Raw genomic sequence first — 17,067 nt, forward strand, 5'->3', positions numbered from 1 at the left:
CAGACATGGCAGAGATATTGCAGATACTGATCCTGGGCCTGGCGCTTGGCGGCGTCATCGCTCTCATGGGCTCCGGCCTGTCGCTTGTCTTCGGCGTGATGCGCATCGTCAATCTCGCCCATCCCGCGCTGATCATCGGCGGCGCCTACATCACCTACCTGGCGTTCAAGACGTTCGGTATCGACCCGATCGCCATGCTGCCCGTCGCGGCCGTTGCGATGGCGGCCGTCGGCGTGGTGCTCTACCGGCTGCTGTTCCAGCGAGAGACCAAGAGCGCCAAATACTCCGAGATGACCGTGCTGCTCACCTTCGCGCTGGCGATGATGGTGGAGGGGCTGCTTGGTGGCCTGTTCACAAACACGCAGCGGGTGACGTCGCCCGACTACGCCACCGCGGCGTTCTTCATCGGCGACGTCTTCATCCCCAAGGGGCAGCTCTATGCCGGCCTCGTCTCGCTGGCGATTATCGCGGCGCTGTCCCTGTTCCTCAAATATTCGCGGCTCGGTTATGCCATCCGTGCCACGACGCAGAATCGCGAGGCGGCCGAACTCCTCGGCGTCAACGTACAGTTCATCAGCGTGCTTGCCTTTGCCATCGGCATCGGTCTTGCGGGCGCTGCAGGATCGCTGGTCAGCTTCGTGTTCAGCTTCTTTCCGGCCAAGCACTGGGAGTGGATCGCCATGCTGATGTCGGTGGTCGTTCTCGGCGGCATGGGCAGCATTCTCGGCACGGTGGTCGGCGCGCTGGTCTTGTCCGTCATCGCCGCCTTTGTCGGCACCTGGATCGGGGCGACCTGGTCGACGCTGACCTTCTTCCTCGCCCTTTTCATCATTCTGCTGGTTCGGCCACAGGGCCTGTTCGGCGAAAAACCGGAGATGGCATGATGGCCGTTACCCTTCAGGATTCCAGCGCCAGCGCTGTCATCGAGGCGCGCCGCGCCCACAACGAGAAACTGTCGCGCAAGGCGGACCAGACCCGCGCGACCTGGTTCCCGCTCACCTTGCTTGCGCTGCTCGCCGCACTGCCGCTGCTGCAATTTACCGGGAACTACAATTACGTCTTGCACCTGGTGCTGTTCACCGCCTCCTACGTCGCCATGGCCTCGGGCTGGAACATCCTCGGCGGCTTTGCCGGTTACGTCTCGCTCGGCCACGCGGTGTTCTTCGGCGTCGGGGGGTATTTCTCCGGCATGCTTCTGGCGCGCTACGGCATTTCCACGCTGATCACCGCGCCGATTGCCGGCCTCGTTGCCGCAGCCCTCGGCTATGCCGTCGGCATGGTCACGCTCAAGGTACGCGGCCCGAGCTTCATCATCTCGTCGATCGCCCTTTTGATGATCGCCCGTATCCTGTTCGACAACTGGCACTTCATCGGTGGTGCCAACGGTCTCACCCTGCCGCCGAACGACCTGTCGGTGCAGTGGGCGAAGGTACCGTACTACTATGCCATGCTGGCGATCGCGGCCTTCACCGTATGGTCGGCCTACAAGATCAAGCACTCCAAGTTCGGCCTTGGTCTGCGGGCTCTCTCCAAGGACGAGATCAAGGCGGAAAGCGCCGGCATCGACACGCGCTTCTACAAGGTTTCGGCTTTCGCACTCTCGGCCTTCTTCGTCGGCATGGCGGGTGCGGTATGGGGCGAGTACCTCACCTATCTCCGGCCGAACATTTTCCTGCTCATCCTGATCTCGGCCAACATGGTGCTGATGTGCATCCTCGGCGGCAAGGGCACGATCGCCGGACCGGTGATCGGCGCGGTCCTCATCGTCGCGCTCAACGAGCTCTTCGTCGCCACCATGGGGGCATCCGAAATCAACATCCTCGGCACCGGCCTGGTGATGGCGCTCGGCCTGATCTTCTTCCCGCTTGGACTGGTCGGGACCCTCGCCAGAAGCGGAAGGCTGCCGCGCGTCCTCAACTGGGACTAGCCGGGCACCGCACGGCCCGACATCAGAGAAGACGGCTCGTATCATCAACGAGAGGAAACCGACATGCCCGAATTCGTGCTTTACAACGCGCCGCAGTCCACATGCAGCCAGCGGGTTCGCTATGTCCTTCACGCCAAGGGCAAGGCCTTCGAGGAACACAAGCTCGATCTCTTCAAAGGGGATCAGCTGAAGCCGGAATATCTCGCGATCAACCCCAATGGCGTGGTCCCGACCCTGCTGCATGACGGTGCCCCGGTCACCGATTCCGCCGTCATCATGGAGTATCTGGAGGATATCCTCGGCGGCTTGGCACCGCTGAGGCCCGGCGATCCGCTCAAGGTGGCGGAGATGCGCGCGATGATGCGTTTCATCGACGAGGTGCCGACACCGGCGATCCGCGTGCCGTCGTACAATCTGGCTTTCCTGCCGCACTTCCAGGCGATGGGCGATGAAGAGTTCCAGGCGTTGTGCGACAGCAAACCCCTGCGCCGCGAGTTCCTCATGAAGATGGGGCGCACGGGGTTCCCGAAAGCCGAGATGGACGAGGCCCTGGCACGTCTGCAGCGCGGCATCGACCGCATGGCGGCCTGGCTTGCAGCCAGCGGCGGGCCCTGGCTGATGGGCGCGGACCTCAGCCTTGCCGATATCGCGATCATGCCCGTCATCGTGCGGATGGACGATATCCGGCTTTCCGGCACATGGCATGGCGCCCCGGCGATTGGCCGCTGGCTCGAGAGGATCCGGGAAACGCCCGCCTTTTCAGCGACCTATTACCACGGGTCGTTGTTGACCGAAAAATACCCACACCTCAAGGCCGGCGCGAAGCAGCCCGAGCCCGTGAATGCCTGAACGCAGTGGAGGATCATCATGGACTATATCAGCAGCCCCCCCAAGCTCATCACGAAGGAAGCGGATGTCACACCCACGGTGCTTGCGGCGATGGCGAACACCGACAATCCGCGGCTGAAGGAAGTCATGACCGTGCTGGTGGAACACCTTCACCAGTTCATTCTCAAAACCCGCCCGACCGAGGAGGAGTTCGAATATGCGCTGCGTTGGATCGTCGAGATCGGTCAGCTGACGAACGAGTTCCACAACGAGGTGGTGCTTGCCGCCGACGTGGTCGGCGCATCGACGCTGATCGACCTCATCAACAATGATGGCATGCAGGGCGAGACGATGTCGGCGCTGCTCGGTCCGTTCTACCGCGGCGGCGCGCCAATCTGCACCAATGGCGACTGCATCGCGCGCTCGCAAACGCCCGGCGCCACGCTCTTCTTCTCCGGCAGGGTGATCGGGGTCGACGGCGCGCCGGTCGCCGGTGCCGTGCTCGATGTGTGGCAGGCGTCCCCCGTGGGTCTCTACGAGAACCAGGACGAGACCCAGGAGGACTGCAACCTTCGCGGCAAGTTCACGAGCGAGGCCGATGGGCGGTATCATTTCCGCTCGGTGAAGCCGGCAGGCTATCCGGTGCCGACGGACGGTCCCGTCGGTGTGCTGCTGCGAGCCCAGAAGCGCGAGCCGATGCGGCCGGCGCACGTTCATTTCATCGTTTCAGCGCCGGGGCACAAGACCCTGATCACGCAGATCTTTTCCGACACGCCCGAGGCACTGGCAGCCGATGTCGTGTTCGGTGCCAAGCAGCAGATCGTCGGCAACTTCGTCATGCATACCGAGCCGCATCCCGATTATCCTGACGCGAGCCTGCCCTTCTACACCTGCGAATACGATTTCAAGCTGGTGCCCGGTAAATCGACAATGCCTGTGCCGCCGATTTCGGGAAAGAAGAGCTGATCCATGGCCGCGCACAATTCCCATCAACCGCTTGAGGGCAAGGTGGCCGTCGTCGTCGGGGGCTCCGGTGGTATCGGCCGCGAGGCCTGCCGGATGCTCGCCGCCGCCGGTGCGGCCGTTGTCGTCGGCTACCGTTCGGGTAGGCAGAAGGCAGAGGAAATCGTCGCTGGACTTGCCGGCGAAGGCCATGTCGCGCTGCCGGTCTCGATCGAAGAGACCACGACGATCGAGGCGTTCCGGAATGCGGTGCTGGAGAGGCTTGGCCGAGCGGACATCCTCGTCAACACGGCAGGTGTCACGGAACCGGTGGCGCATGGCGATCTCGATGCCCTGACGGACGCGATGATCGACCGTATCTTCGTCAACAACTGGCGCGGCGTCTTCGCCACGATCCGCGCCTTCGCGCCGGCGCTGAAGGCGAGCGGTGACGGCCTGATCGTCAACGTCTCGTCGATCGCCGCCTTCACCGGCATCGGCTCGAATGTCGCCTATTGCGGCGCCAAGGCGGGCGTCGACATCATGGCGAATTCGCTCGGCCGGGCGCTTGCCCCCGAAATCCGCGTCATGGTGGTGTCGCCCGGCGCCGTCGACACGCAGTTCGTCCCGGGCCGCGGCAAGGAGTTTGCCGACAAGGTCGCCGCGACCACTCCGCTCAAGCGGATCACCAGCCCGGCGGACGTCGCCGAGGCGATCGTCTCCTGCGCCACGCATTTGAAGTTCTCGACCGGCAGCCGGATCGTCGTCGATGGAGGAAGGCACCTGTAATGCAGCCGAAAGTCATCATCACCTGTGCCGTGACCGGCAATCTGACGACCCGGGATAACCATCCCGGCCTGCCGGTGACGCCGGAGGAGATTGCGAACGCCTGTCTCGAGGCGGCGGATGCCGGGGCGGCCATCGCCCACATCCATGTCCGCGATCCCGAAACGGCAAAACCGTCGATGGAGCTGAAGCACTACCGCGAGGTGGTCGAGCGGATCAGGGCGAAGAACAACGCGCTGATCCTCAACGTGACCACGGGACCGGGCGGGCGCTACCACCCGAGCGACGAGAACCCGGCGGTGGCCGGTCCGCGCACGACGCTGATGCGGCCGGAAAAGCGTGTCGAGCACATCACCGCGCTGAAGCCCGACATTGCCACGCTCGACCTCAACACCATGACCTTCGGCAACGAGGTGGTGATCAACACTCCCGCCAACGTCAAGATCATGGCCGAGATCATCAACGCGGCCGGCTCCAAGCCGGAGCTCGAAGTCTTCGACACCGGCCACATCGTGCTTGCGCAGGATCTGATGAAGGCGGGCGTGCTGACGTCGCCTGCAATGTTCACCATCGTCACCGGCGTCAAATACGGCTTCCCCTCCACGACAGACGTGATGGCCACCGCCGCGCGCATGCTGCCGCGCGATGCCGTCTGGACGGGCTTCGGCGTCGGCCGGATGTCGTTCCCGATGGCGATGCAGGCCTATCTGCTCGGCGGGCACGTCCGCGTCGGCCTCGAGGACAATTCCTACATCGCCAAGGGCGTGCTGGCGAAAGGCAATGGCGAGCTGGTGGAGCGCGCCCGCGATCTGATCGAGAAACTCGGCGGGCAGTTTGCCGATCCGTCGGAAGCCAGGGAAATCTTGGGGCTTGCGGCCTGAGCGGCGCAGCTGGAGCAAAGGAGACGAAGACATGAACATTCAAGCAAGCGCCAAAGCCGGCAATGCCCTCAGGGTTTCCCAGAAATCGCCGGATCTCGATAATCTTCTGATCGATGTCGTCGAGGTGGCCGTACCGCGCCCGGGCCCCGGCCAGGTTCTGGTCGAGATCATCGCGGCGGGTGTCAATCCCAGTGACGTCAAGGCTTCGCTCGGCCACATGCCGCACGCCATCTGGCCGCGCATACCCGGGCGCGACTTCGGCGGCATCGTGCGCGAGGGGCCGTCGCAGATGATCGGCATGGAGGTCTGGGGCGGCGGCGGCGAGCTCGGCATCAGCCAGGATGGCAGCCACGGCAAATGGATGGTGCTCGACCAGAAGGCCGTGCGCGCCAAGCCGAAGACCTTTTCGATGGAGGAGGCGGGCTCGGTCGGCGTGCCCTTCATCACCGCCTATGAGGGCCTGCGCGAGGCGGGCGGCGCCCAGCCGACCGATGTCGTGCTCGTCTGCGGCGGCAATGGCAAGGTCGGGCAGGCCGCAATCCAGCTCGCCACCATGGCCGGGGCGAAGGTCTTCGCCGTCGAGTACAACGAACAGCCCTTGATGGGCCACACCAACGGCCCGGTCACGATGCTGAACAGCGCCGTCGACGATGTCGCGGCCATCGTTCGCGACATGACGGGCGGTCACGGCGCCGATATCGTCTTCAACACCGTCGGCAGCCCCTATTTCGAGATCGCCAACAAGGCGATGGCCAAACAGGCGCGGCAGATCTTCATCTCGACCTTCGACCGCGCCGTGCCCTTCGACATCTTCAACTTCTTCCGCGGCCGCCACAAATATATAGGCATCGACACGCTGGCGCTTTCCTCCGTCGATGGCGCGCGGATATTCGACCGGCTGAAGCTGAAGTTCGAGGAGGGCCTGCTCAAGCCGTTCCCGATCAATCCTGACTGCTGCTACGACCTCAAGGACGCCGCGAAGGCCTACGCCTCAGTGCTGCGCGGGACGCCCGAGCGGGTCCTGCTCAAGCCGTAGGACGCATCATGCAGGTCACGCGCTACAGCGAGGCGAAGCCCTATGAGGCGGCCGAGCACTACGACATGCACTGCCTGCGCCTGCAGGGCAAGGAGGCGACGGCGACGGACTCGATCTGGATCGGCCTGTCGCATCTCCTGCCGGGCGGACGCACCTCGCTCAAGGCGGCGGCAGTGGAGAAGATCTACATCGTCGTTGCCGGCGAGGTCACGGTCGAAACCGCCGATACCGCCGTTACGCTCGGTGTGCTCGACAGCTGCCGGCTGGCGCCGGGCGAAGCGCGCGCACTCGTCAACCGCACCAATGCGCCGGCATCGATCCTTCTCGCAATGCCGACCTGAAGCCGAAGGGATAGGCCGGAAATCATGCACAATCCGACACTGTTCCGGCTGGGCGACCGGGCGCCCAGCCTGCCGGCAGACGGCGAATTCTACATTGCCCCGGGCGCCGCCGTCATCGGCGACGTGCGCATCGCCCCGGGCGTCAGCATCTGGTTCAACGCTGTCCTGCGCGGCGACAACGAACCGATAACCCTCGGTGCCGGCTCGAATGTCCAGGACGGCTGCGTCATCCATACGGATCCGGGGTTTCCAGTCGCGATCGGCGAGGACGTCACCGTCGGCCACAATGCGATCGTGCACGGCTGCAGCATCGGCAGAGGCAGCCTGATCGGCATGGGTGCGACCATCCTCAACGGCGCCCGCATAGGCGAGCGGTGCCTGGTCGGGGCGAATTCGCTCGTTCGCGAAGGCATGGTGGTGCCGGACGGATCGCTCGTCATCGGTGTTCCGGCCAAAATCGTCAGGACGCTCGATGGGGATGCGGCGGAGAACCTGTCACGCGGCGCGGAACGATACCGTGCGAAGGCAGACTCTTATTCCCGTGACCTTGAAATGTTCGACCCCTGAAAACGAATATGTTCGGCAACGCTGGAAGGACGAGAGAATGAGCGAGACGGAAAACAGGTTGCTGAGTGTGGTGGAACATTGGCTGCCGCGCATGGAGGTCGCCGGCATACCGTCGGCAACGGCGAGGGCGGTGATCGACAGCGCGGGCGTCTGGGAGAACTGGCTCACCGCCTGGAGCGCCGAAGGCGACCGCCATGCCGCGATGGGCGAGGCGGCCCTTGCGCAGGGCCGCGAAGTCACTGCAGGCGAAGCCTTCGCCCGCGCCAGCCTGTTCTACCACTTCGGTCAGTTCATGGCTTTCGACGACCTTGATGCGAAGGAGCGCGTCGCGGCGCTGAAGGTGGCAACCTTCCGCAGGTCCGCACCGCTGCTGGAGTACCCCGGAGAACTGGTCGAGATGCCGTTCGAGGGCGGTGTGCTGCGCAGCTATCTCCGCCGGCCGGCCGGAGCGGGGCCACATCCGCTGGCGCTGATCATCCCCGGATCGGATTCGACCAAGGAGGAGTTCCCGGCCTTCGAACGGCACTTCCTCCTTCGCGGCGTGGCGACGCTGTCGCTTGACGGTCCGGGACAGGGCGAGGGGCGGTCCCACGGCCACCTGCGCGCCGACATCGCGCCGGCGGTCACTGCTACGATCAAGACGCTCGAGGGGCGGCTCGGCCTGACGGGTGCCGTCGGCCTCGTCGGCATGGCCTTTGGCGGCTTCCTCGCGTTGCGGGCGGCGGCCGCGCTGGAGGGGCTTGCCGCCGTCGTCTCCATCAACGGTTTTTACGATCTCGGGGCGCTCTGGCCAACGCTGCCGAAGGTCTATCAGGACAATATGACCTTTGCGCTGGGGGGCGGTGACGTCGTCGAAAGCGCACGTTGCTTCACCCTGTCGGGCATCAGGGGACCGGCAGTTCCCGCGCTCATCCTGCATGGCGGTCGCGACAGGATCTTTCCGCCGTCGGAAGCGCAAAAATGTGCCGACATCTGCAGGGCGGGTGCGGAACTACACGTCTTTCCGACCGGAAACCATGTCTGCAACAACATTCCCTGGATGTATCGGCCCCTCGTTGCCGATTGGCTCGCGGAGCGGCTGAAAGTCTAGCGCTGCCGATTATGGCAGCGCTTGCGCGAAGCTGACGGCTTCGGGTGACAAGTCGATCGGACGGGGTGAGGTAGAAAATGTCCACTTGAAGCTGGACGATTGTCCACCACAAGCGGACACCACCGCCTGATCAGATATCCAGGGTGCTGATACCAATTGAGGCGCAGCGGAAGACCAAGCAGCCGACCGCTTAGCACTCAAGGGGAGCGACGATGATACACGCCGATGACGGGATCTTGTCCCAGGAACAGCGCCTGATGCGCGACAGCTGCCGATCGTTTGTCGACGATGTGGTGACGCCCTTCATCCGGTCGAACTGGCAACGCGAATGGGACATGAGTCCCGGCGAACGGTTGCCGGGCGCGATCCTCGAAGGCGCCGAGGCGATCGGCATCCGTACCCTTGGCGTGCCGGAGGCGTTCGGCGGCATCGATCTTGAGCGGGAGACCGAGGTACGGACCTTCGCCCTGATCTCCGAGGAAATCGCCCGCGGCGATTCCGGCCTCGCCGACAAGTTGGTGCAGAACTGGAAGGTTTCGATCGTCATCCGACAATTCGCTGCCAAGCACCTGCAGGAGAAGTGGTTTCCGCGCCTGCTGGAGGATCCGAAGTTCCTTCTGGCGCACTGCCTCACCGAACCGAGGGGCGCCTCCGACCGCTGGCTGCCCTACAATGTGCCGGAAGCCTCGATGCACACCAAGGCGGTGCTGGACGGTGACCACTGGGTCATCAATGGTCGCAAGCAGTTCATCTCGAACGGTTTCGACGCCAGTCTCTATGTCGTCTATGCCAACACCGATCCCTCCGTCGGCATGCTGCAGGGCACGTCGAGCTTCCTGGTTCCCCGCGAAACGCCGGGCCTGACCGTCACCAAGTGCAACGAAACCATGGGCTGCCGGTTCATGAACAACGGCGAGCTGGTTTTCGAGGATTGCCGCATTCCGGCTGACCATCTGCTCGTCAAGAGCACGGCGCTGGCCTCTGCCGGCCAGTATTTCCGTGCCGGCAAGATCATCCAGGCCGCCAAGAACCTTGGGGTCGGCGTTGCCTGTTTCGAGCGCACAGCGGACTATGTCCAGAACTACGTCCAGGGCGGGCGCATCCTCATCAAACACCAGGCCGTGGCGTTGCGGCTTGCCGACATGGCAACGCGCATCGAAGCCGTCCGGTCACTGGTCGAGCGGGCGTCGAAGGCGGTGGACGAGGCGCATCCCGATGCCGACGTTCTCTGCAACATGGCCAAGGTCTATGCTTCGGAGGAGATCATGAAAGTCGCGACCCATGCGCTGGAGCTTCATGGCGGTAACGGTGCCATGCTGGAATTCGGCATTGAAAAGCTGTTCCGGGATGCAGCGATCTTCCTGCACATGGATGCGACGGTGGATGTCAGCCGCATGAAGATCATCAAGAACATGTTCCCCGCCACCGCCGGCAAATATGCCGGCCCGGAAACCTGAAGCGAAGCGGGCGCTGGGGCAGGACGGTTCGCCTGCCCCAGCGCCTGTCAAAGGAGGAACGGAGATGAAGATACTGGTTGCCGTAAAGCGGGTCGCCGATCCCAACGTGAAGGTGCGTGCCCTGGCGGACGGCTCGGGCGTCGACCTTGCGAATGTCAAGATGACGATGAACCCGTTCGATGAGATTGCCGTCGAGGAGGCGGTCCGGTTGAAGGAGGCGGGTCAGGCGAGCGACGTCGTCGTCGTGTCGATCGGATCGGAAAAATCAGCCGAAACGCTGCGCACGGCCCTCGCGATGGGCGCGGATCGCGGCCTCCTGATCCGCACGGAGGCGGTGGTCGAACCGCTCGCCGTCGCCAAGATCCTGAAAGGCGTCGTGGAGGCCGAACAGCCGGATATCATCATCACCGGCAAGCAGGCGATCGACGACGACGCCAACCAGACCGGCCAGATGCTGTCGGCATTGCTGGGATGGGGGCAGGGAACATTTGCCTCGAAGATCGTCGTCGGCGACGGGACCATCGAGGTCACCCGCGAGGTCGATGGCGGCCTGCAGACGGTCAGCCTGCTGCTGCCGGCGCTCGTCACCGCCGATCTCCGGCTGAACGAGCCGCGCTACGCCTCGCTGCCCAACATCATGAAAGCCAAGAAAAAGCCGATCGATGAACGCACGCCCGCGGATTATGGTGTGGCGATCGAGCCGCGCCTGACGGTCGTGCGGGTCCACGAGCCGGCAACCCGCAAGGCCGGCATCAAGGTTGGATCGGTGGGTGAACTTGTTGCGCGCTTGCGCACGGAAGCAGGAGTTCTCGCATGACCATTCTCGTACTTGCAGAGCATCACGACACGCTGCTTGACGAAGCGACCGGCAAGGCGGTCTCCGCCGCGGGAAGAATGGGGGGCGATGTCCACGTCCTGGTCGCAGGTGAGGGGTGCGGCGCGGCCGCCGAAGCAGCGGCCCGGCTGACCGGCGTCGCCAGGGTGCTCGTCGCGGACCACGCTGCCCTGTCGAACCGGCTTGCCGAGCCGGTGGCAGCGCTGATCGTCGGTCTCGCCGCCGGCTATGACGCCATCCTCGCCCCCTCCACCACCAGCGGCAAGAACATCCTGCCGCGCGTCGCTGCGCTGCTCGACGTGATGCAGATATCCGACGTCATTGCGGTCGACGGGCCGGACCTGTTCCAGCGCCCGATCTATGCGGGCAACGTCATCCAGACCGTTCGCTCCACGGACGCGAAGACGGTGCTGACCGTTCGTGCGTCGTCCTTTCCTGCTGCATCCATTGCAGCTGCGGCGGTACCGATCGAAGCCGTTGCCATTCCGGCAAATCCGGGGCGGTCGTCGTTCGTCCGAAGCGAACTGTCGCGATCCGAGCGCCCGGAACTGGCGGGCGCGCGGACCGTCGTGTCGGGCGGGCGGGCGTTGGCGTCCGCTGAAAACTTCGAAACGGTGCTGGCCCCGCTGGCCGATGCGCTGGGGGCGGCGATCGGCGCGAGCCGCGCGGCCGTCGATGCCGGCTATGTCTCGAACGATCTCCAGGTCGGGCAGACGGGCAAGATCATCGCGCCCGACCTCTACATTGCCTGCGGCATTTCCGGTGCAATCCAGCACCTCGCCGGCATGAAGGATTCCAGGGTGATCGTTGCGATCAACAAGGACCCGGACGCGCCAATCTTCCAGGTTGCCGACTACGGTCTGGTCGCGGATCTGTTCGAAGCCGTGCCGGAGTTTCATGCCGCGGTTGCCGAGGGTGCAAAAACCTAGGCGATCGGAGACCACGTTTCTTGAGAGGATTGCAGGACAGGAGCGCACATGGCCAAGGGAAGCGGCAGGACGGAGCCACCGCAAGTGGACCCGGACGACGATCGGCAGGATCGGGGCGAGGTCGCCCCCTTCCGTTCCTATGCGCTCGACCGATCCGGCAGCCCGCGTTTCCACATCAGGCTCGTGGAGAACACCCAGCGGCTCTACCCCGCCCACAAGCACGATTATTTTCAGATTCTTTACTTCCTATCGGATGCGCCGGCGATCCGGATCGGCCTGACGTCGCACAAGCCCAGAGCCGGTTCCATCTACTTCATCGCACCGATGGTGCCGCACCAGATCCGTTTCGACTATGCGACGCGCTGCGTCGTTGCCTATTTCGATCTCGATTTCCTGCGCCCCAACATCACGCGCTCCTACCCCGTGGCGGAGCTGGTGCGGCTGGCGCCGGAACTGACTCCCTTTGCGTGGCAGAACCATGTGAACTTCGATCTCGATACCGCACAGAGCGAACGAGCGGAGCGCGCAATCAGGTCGATGATCGACCAGCACGGGTCCGAGCGCATCGGCGCAGCGGAGATTGTGCGTGCCGAGCTGACGCTGATGCTTGCCACGCTGTGCCAGGATCACGAGGCCGAATTCGCCGAACTGTCGAGGACGCTGCCGGTGGTCGGTCGCGACAGCGGGCACATGCGCCGCATCGCCGAGTTCATAGGCGAAAACTATACACGTGGCCCGAGCCTCGATGAAGCGGCGGCCGCCGCACGTCTCTCCAAGAGCCGGCTGTGCGCTCTGATCCGCCAGTATACCGGCACCAGTTTCCAGGTGCTGATCCGCGAAATGCGGATCGAGGACGCCCGGGAGCGTCTGGTCCTCACCGACGATACGATCGGTCAGATCGCCTACCGCGTCGGGTACAACGACGAGAAGTATTTCCTTCGGGCGTTCAAGAGTTCGGCGGGGATGACGCCGACGGCCTACCGGCTGAAGCGGGCGAAGGAAGACCGCGCCGCGACTGCGGAGCGCAAACCATGAGCGCGCCCGTCTCCTTCCGACTCAACGGATCGCCGGCGCAGATTGATGAAACCGGTGAGGCGCCGTTCCTCTTCGTGCTGCGCAACCAGCTCGATCTCAAGGCGACCCATTTCGGCTGTGGCCTGGAGCAGTGCGGGGCATGCGTGCTCAGCATTGACGGGCAGGCCCGTTATTCCTGCACGCTGCCTGTGTCTGCCCTGGCTGGGGCTGACGTGACGACGCCCGAAGGATTGGCGAACGACCGTGTCGGCGCGATCCTGCTCGCGTCCTTCGAGGTGGAACAGGCCGGCCAGTGCGGATACTGCATCTCCGGCATCCTGATGTGTCTCCATGCGCTGCTCAAAACGGAGCGCCGGCCGAGCCGGGACATGATCCTCGCGGCGCTCGACAAGCACCTGTGCCGCTGCGGAGCGCATGGCAGTATCCTGCGCGCGACGGAGCGTGCCGTGGCCCGTCTCGGCGAGGCGGTGTGATGGCGGACAACGCGCTTCCCAAAAGCCTCCAGGACAATCCCGAACTGGGTCGCTGGGTCTCCTTCGATGAGCCGGGTGTTGTTGCCATCCGCTCGGGCAAGGTCGAACTCGGCCAGGGCATCCTCACGGCGCTTGCGCAGATTGCTGCCGATGAACTGGGTCTCCATCCAGGGCTGGTGAGGTTGGCCCCGTGCGATACCGATTGCTCGCCGGACGAGGGCATCACCGCCGGCAGCCAGTCTGTCGAGGTCTCGGGCGCCTCCATCCGCATCGCCATGGCGCAGGCGCGTGCAGCGCTGATCGATGCCGCTGCCGCCCGCCTTGGTGCGGATACCGCCCGTCTCTCGTGTCACGATGGTGTCGTGCTTCTCGAGGGTGCACCGACGGGCCTCGATTTCTGGTCGGTCGCCGCCCTGGTTGATTGGAGGCAGCCCGTCAGTGGCAATGTGCCTGTCCAGCCCATTGCCGCGCGCTGCGCCGTGGGCGCCGACCACGCGCGCATCGATATGGCGGCAAAGCGCGGTGGTGCCGGCTTCATCCATGATCTTTCCCTGCCGGGGCTGCTGCATGCCAGGGTCATCCGGCAACCGTTCCGGCTCGCTCGCCTCGCCGATGTCGATGAGGCATGGCTGCAGCGCCGCTATCCCGGCATCGCGGTTCTGCGAAGGAACGACCTTTTCGCCCTCATCGGACCGGACGAATATGGTGTTCATGCCGCACATGCCGATGCGAGCAGGTTCACCACATGGGAAGAGGTGCCCGGCCGCTGGCGGCCGGCGGAAACCGCCGGGGAGGTTGTCACCCGGGTTGGATCGGCCCCGTCTTCTCGCGGGGCGGCGAGGCTTGACGAACGGTACTCGCGGGCACATGTGGCGCATGCATCGATCGGCCCGTCCTGCGCCCTTGCCCTGTTCGATGCCGGCCGGCTGACGGTGTGGAGCCATTCGCAGGGTATTTTTCCGCTTCGCGCGCAGATAGCCAGATGCCTCGGGCTCGCGCTGCCGGCGGTTCGGGTCGTCCATGCGCACGGCTCCGGCTGCTACGGTCACAACGGTGCCGACGACGCCGCGCTCGATGCGGCCATCATCGCACTGGAACGGCCGGGCCGGCCGGTGCGTATCCAGTGGTCACGGGAGGATGAGCTCGGACGCGGTCCGTTGGGGGCTGCCATGTCCGCGGCCGTCGAGGCGGAGATCGATGCCGCCGGCAGGGTTATGTCCTGGAACCTCTCGGTGGTGAGCGAACCGCATGCCCAGCGCCCGGGCTTCGGCGGCCATGTCAATCTCAGTTCGGCCGAGGCGCTCGACAGCGCCCATTTGCCGGGCAAGGTTGCGGACCTTCCCGCCGCTGCCGGTGGCGGTGCCGCGCGCAATGCCGTGGCGATCTATGACTTCCCGGGCCAGACCGTGACAGTCCGGCTCGATACGCGCAGCCGCATCCGCACCTCTTCGCTGCGTTCGCTCGGCGCCCATCTCAACGTCTTTGCCATCGAATCGGCGATGGACGAACTGGCGGATCTCGCCGGTGCCGACCCGCTGGATTTTCGGCTTCGCCATCTCAGCGACGAGCGCTGTCGCGCCGTGCTCGAAGGGGCGGCCGAAATGAGCGGCTGGCCCGGCAGCCATGGGGCCAGTGAGGGGCGGTCGCTTGGGATTGCCGCCGCCCGCTACAAGAACAAGGGCGCCTGGCTTGCTGCGGTTGCCGAGGTCTCGGTGGAAGAGGAGGTCAGGCTGGAGCGGTTGTGGCTTTGCGCCGATGTGGGGTTTGTGATCAACCCGGAGGGCGCGCGCAGCCAGATCGAGGGCGGCGCGATCCAGGCGGCGAGCTGGACCCTCAAGGAAGAGGTCAAGGTTGAGGGCGACCGGGTGCCGGCCTTGGACTGGAATGCCTATCCGATCCTGAAATTCTCGGAAGTTCCAGAGATCGAGACACGGTTCATCATCGATCCGATGCACCCGCCGCTCGGCGCGGGCGAGGCCGCACAGGGGCCGGTGGCCGCGGCCATCGGAAACGCGGCGTCCCGCGCGCTCGGGCTGAGGATGCGCGACCTGCCGCTGACGCGGGACCGACTGATCGAGGCGCTTATGAATGCCTGACCGCCAGCCGATGCGTTCCAGTTTTCCAGAACCCTGCAAAGCGAGTTGATCAGGCGAAGAGCGTGCGAAGGCACGGAGTTCGGCAGTTTCACCGCCGATCCGGCCCAGGAGCTTGTCATGGTGATCCGGCCCGAGCAAACCAACTCGGATCTGCCGCCGGTGGCGCTTGAAGGAAGCACAGTGGGCGATAGCAGGCATCAAGTATATCATTTCCTGAAGCTATGAACTGCATTTCATATATCTATTTGCGAAATGCATGGGCTTGGCGACATATCGTCCCCCAAGGGCGTCATTGCTCCGGCGGTGATCCTGCACCAACAAGGGGAACAATCATGTTGAAGTCCATTCTGTCCTATGCCGTGGCCGCAGGCCTTGCCTTCTCCGTTCTCGGAGCGCCGCTTGCCGCGCGTGCCGACGACCTTGAGACCATCAAGGCCGCGGGAGAGTTCAAGTTCGCCAACAGTGGCGCCTATCCGCCCTTCAGCTTCGTTGACGACAGCAACCAGACCGTTGGCTTCGACGTCGATATCGGCAACGAGATCGCCAAGCGCCTCGGCGTGAAGGGTGCCGGCGTCAGCACCGCCTGGGACGGCATCATCGCGGGCCTGCTTGCCGGTAAATACGACACCATCATCGGCAGCATGACCATTACCCCGGAGCGCGAGAAGGCCGTCGATTTCGTCGGCCCCTACTACAAGTCGGGGCGCGGCGTCTTCGTTTCGGACGGGTCCGAGATCAAGTCGATCGACGATCTCAAGGACAAGACGATCGGCGTGACGCTCGGCGAAACCCACGAGAAATGGGCACGCGAGCGCGGCGGCTGGGAAATCCGCACCTATAAGGGGCTGCCGGAGCTCTTCCTCGAACTCAAGGCCGGCCGCATTCAGGCGATGATCGTCGATGCGGTGCCGGTATCGATCGCGGTCAAGCAGACGGGCGACAAGGTCGTCAAGCTCGACGTGCCCGAGTTTGCCGGTACCGAGGACAAGATCGGCATCGCCATCCGCAAGGGCAATCCGGAGCTGAAGGCCGCCATGCAGAAGGCGCTGGACGACATGATGGCCGACGGTACCTATGAGGCCATCGCCATGAAGTGGATCGGCTCGGACATCCGCTGACCTCTTTCTGCCCGTCACAGGGCCGGTGCGGCAGGAAACTGCCGGCCGGCTGACCGATCGTCGAGGATCCGGCAATGGATATCGCTCTCATCGGCCGCATTGTCCCAGTCTTCGTCCAGGCGGCCTGGACGACCGTCGAGCTTTCCCTGCTGTCGCTTGCCATCGGGCTTACGGTGGCGGCGCTGATCGCGATGCTCCGCCTCTCGCATGTCGCGGCATTGCGTTTCGTCGGTGCGGCCTATGTCAGCGTGTTCAGGGGCACGCCGGCGCTCATCCAGATCTTTTTGCTCTATTTCGGCGGGCCCCAGGTCGGGATCCAGCTTGAACCTTTCGCGGCAGGGGCGATTGCGCTCGGGCTCAACATCGCAGCCTACATGGCGGAATCGATCCGCGGCGGCGTGCTGTCGGTCGATCGGGGACAGATGGAGGCGGCACGCTCGCTGGGTTTCGGCGAAGGGCAGTCCATGCGCTGGATCGTGTTGCCGCAGGCCGCCAAACTGATGATCCGCCCGCTTGGCGTCAATGCCGTGGCGCTGGTCAAGGGCACGGCGCTCGTCGCCACCATCTCGGTGGTGGAACTCACCTACACGGCGCAACGCTTCATCGGCTCCACCTACAAACCCTTTGAGATCTTCGCGGTGACGGCGGTTCTCTACATGATCATGGTCTACGGCCTGACGCTCGTCATCGACCGTCTCGACCGCGCCTATGCCGGGGAGGCGTGAA

At 64.4% G+C, this 17,067-nt stretch carries 18 protein-coding genes; all 18 read left to right on the forward strand.

Annotation, left to right across the window (positions count from 1 at the left end; genetic code table 11):
• The first annotated feature begins 5 nt into the window (after positions 1 to 5).
• The 18 genes from AKG11_RS16265 to AKG11_RS16355 all read left to right on the forward strand — a co-directional run bounded on the left by AKG11_RS16265 (position 6) and on the right by AKG11_RS16355 (position 17,066).
• The gene (locus AKG11_RS16265; protein ID WP_023512132.1) at positions 6 to 884 is read left to right on the forward strand and encodes a branched-chain amino acid ABC transporter permease; all 879 of its coding nucleotides are present in this window, start codon (positions 6 to 8) and stop codon (positions 882 to 884) included.
• Positions 881 to 1,927: a branched-chain amino acid ABC transporter permease gene (locus tag AKG11_RS16270; RefSeq protein WP_050744626.1), complete on the forward strand. Its 1,047-nt coding sequence runs from the start codon at positions 881 to 883 to the stop codon at positions 1,925 to 1,927. The genes AKG11_RS16265 and AKG11_RS16270 overlap by 4 nt, the downstream gene beginning before the upstream one ends.
• A gap of 63 nt (positions 1,928 to 1,990) precedes the next feature.
• Positions 1,991 to 2,776 (forward strand): glutathione S-transferase family protein, encoded by a 786-nt coding sequence (locus AKG11_RS16275; protein ID WP_050744627.1) that lies wholly within the window; start codon positions 1,991 to 1,993, stop codon positions 2,774 to 2,776.
• Positions 2,777 to 2,794: 18 nt separating this feature from the next.
• Positions 2,795 to 3,721, forward strand: coding sequence for a dioxygenase family protein (locus AKG11_RS16280; RefSeq protein ID WP_050744628.1), 927 nt, complete (start codon positions 2,795 to 2,797; stop codon positions 3,719 to 3,721).
• Positions 3,722 to 3,724: 3 nt separating this feature from the next.
• A complete protein-coding gene (locus tag AKG11_RS16285; RefSeq protein ID WP_050744629.1) occupies positions 3,725 to 4,486 on the forward strand; it encodes an SDR family NAD(P)-dependent oxidoreductase in 762 nt (253 codons plus the stop codon).
• The gene (locus tag AKG11_RS16290; protein ID WP_050744630.1) at positions 4,486 to 5,364 is read left to right on the forward strand and encodes a beta-keto acid cleavage family enzyme; all 879 of its coding nucleotides are present in this window, start codon (positions 4,486 to 4,488) and stop codon (positions 5,362 to 5,364) included. The genes AKG11_RS16285 and AKG11_RS16290 overlap by 1 nt, the downstream gene beginning before the upstream one ends.
• Before the next feature lie 31 nt (positions 5,365 to 5,395).
• Positions 5,396 to 6,400: a quinone oxidoreductase family protein gene (locus AKG11_RS16295; protein ID WP_050744631.1), complete on the forward strand. Its 1,005-nt coding sequence runs from the start codon at positions 5,396 to 5,398 to the stop codon at positions 6,398 to 6,400.
• Positions 6,401 to 6,408: 8 nt separating this feature from the next.
• The gene (locus AKG11_RS16300; RefSeq protein WP_050744632.1) at positions 6,409 to 6,741 is read left to right on the forward strand and encodes a cupin domain-containing protein; all 333 of its coding nucleotides are present in this window, start codon (positions 6,409 to 6,411) and stop codon (positions 6,739 to 6,741) included.
• Positions 6,742 to 6,765: 24 nt separating this feature from the next.
• Positions 6,766 to 7,308 (forward strand): gamma carbonic anhydrase family protein, encoded by a 543-nt coding sequence (locus AKG11_RS16305; protein WP_050744633.1) that lies wholly within the window; start codon positions 6,766 to 6,768, stop codon positions 7,306 to 7,308.
• 37 nt (positions 7,309 to 7,345) lie between these two features.
• The gene (locus AKG11_RS16310; RefSeq protein WP_050744634.1) at positions 7,346 to 8,398 is read left to right on the forward strand and encodes an alpha/beta hydrolase family protein; all 1,053 of its coding nucleotides are present in this window, start codon (positions 7,346 to 7,348) and stop codon (positions 8,396 to 8,398) included.
• 236 nt (positions 8,399 to 8,634) lie between these two features.
• Positions 8,635 to 9,855, forward strand: a complete 1,221-nt coding sequence (locus AKG11_RS16315; protein WP_197283988.1) for an acyl-CoA dehydrogenase family protein — start codon at positions 8,635 to 8,637, stop codon at positions 9,853 to 9,855.
• A 64-nt stretch (positions 9,856 to 9,919) separates the two neighbouring features.
• Positions 9,920 to 10,672, forward strand: coding sequence for an electron transfer flavoprotein subunit beta/FixA family protein (locus tag AKG11_RS16320; protein WP_050744635.1), 753 nt, complete (start codon positions 9,920 to 9,922; stop codon positions 10,670 to 10,672).
• A complete protein-coding gene (locus AKG11_RS16325) occupies positions 10,669 to 11,619 on the forward strand; it encodes an electron transfer flavoprotein subunit alpha/FixB family protein (RefSeq protein ID WP_050744636.1) in 951 nt (316 codons plus the stop codon). The genes AKG11_RS16320 and AKG11_RS16325 overlap by 4 nt, the downstream gene beginning before the upstream one ends.
• Before the next feature lie 48 nt (positions 11,620 to 11,667).
• On the forward strand, positions 11,668 to 12,654 hold the full coding sequence (locus AKG11_RS16330) for a helix-turn-helix transcriptional regulator (RefSeq protein ID WP_023516436.1): 987 nt from the start codon (positions 11,668 to 11,670) through the stop codon (positions 12,652 to 12,654).
• Complete coding sequence (locus AKG11_RS16335; RefSeq protein ID WP_050744637.1) at positions 12,651 to 13,127, forward strand: (2Fe-2S)-binding protein; 477 nt, start codon at positions 12,651 to 12,653, stop codon at positions 13,125 to 13,127. Before AKG11_RS16330 ends, AKG11_RS16335 begins: the two co-directional genes overlap by 4 nt.
• Entirely contained in the window at positions 13,127 to 15,223 is a 2,097-nt protein-coding gene (locus tag AKG11_RS16340) for a molybdopterin cofactor-binding domain-containing protein (RefSeq protein WP_050744638.1), read from the forward strand. Before AKG11_RS16335 ends, AKG11_RS16340 begins: the two co-directional genes overlap by 1 nt.
• Positions 15,224 to 15,555: 332 nt before the next feature.
• Positions 15,556 to 16,341 carry an ABC transporter substrate-binding protein gene (locus AKG11_RS16350; RefSeq protein ID WP_023516439.1) on the forward strand — a complete coding sequence of 262 codons (786 nt, stop codon included), beginning with the start codon at positions 15,556 to 15,558 and terminating at the stop codon, positions 16,339 to 16,341.
• A 74-nt stretch (positions 16,342 to 16,415) separates the two neighbouring features.
• Entirely contained in the window at positions 16,416 to 17,066 is a 651-nt protein-coding gene (locus tag AKG11_RS16355; protein ID WP_023516440.1) for an amino acid ABC transporter permease, read from the forward strand.
• Position 17,067: the final 1 nt, after the last annotated feature.

The organism is Shinella sp. SUS2 (assembly GCF_001262505.1).
GTDB lineage: Bacteria > Pseudomonadota > Alphaproteobacteria > Rhizobiales > Rhizobiaceae > Shinella.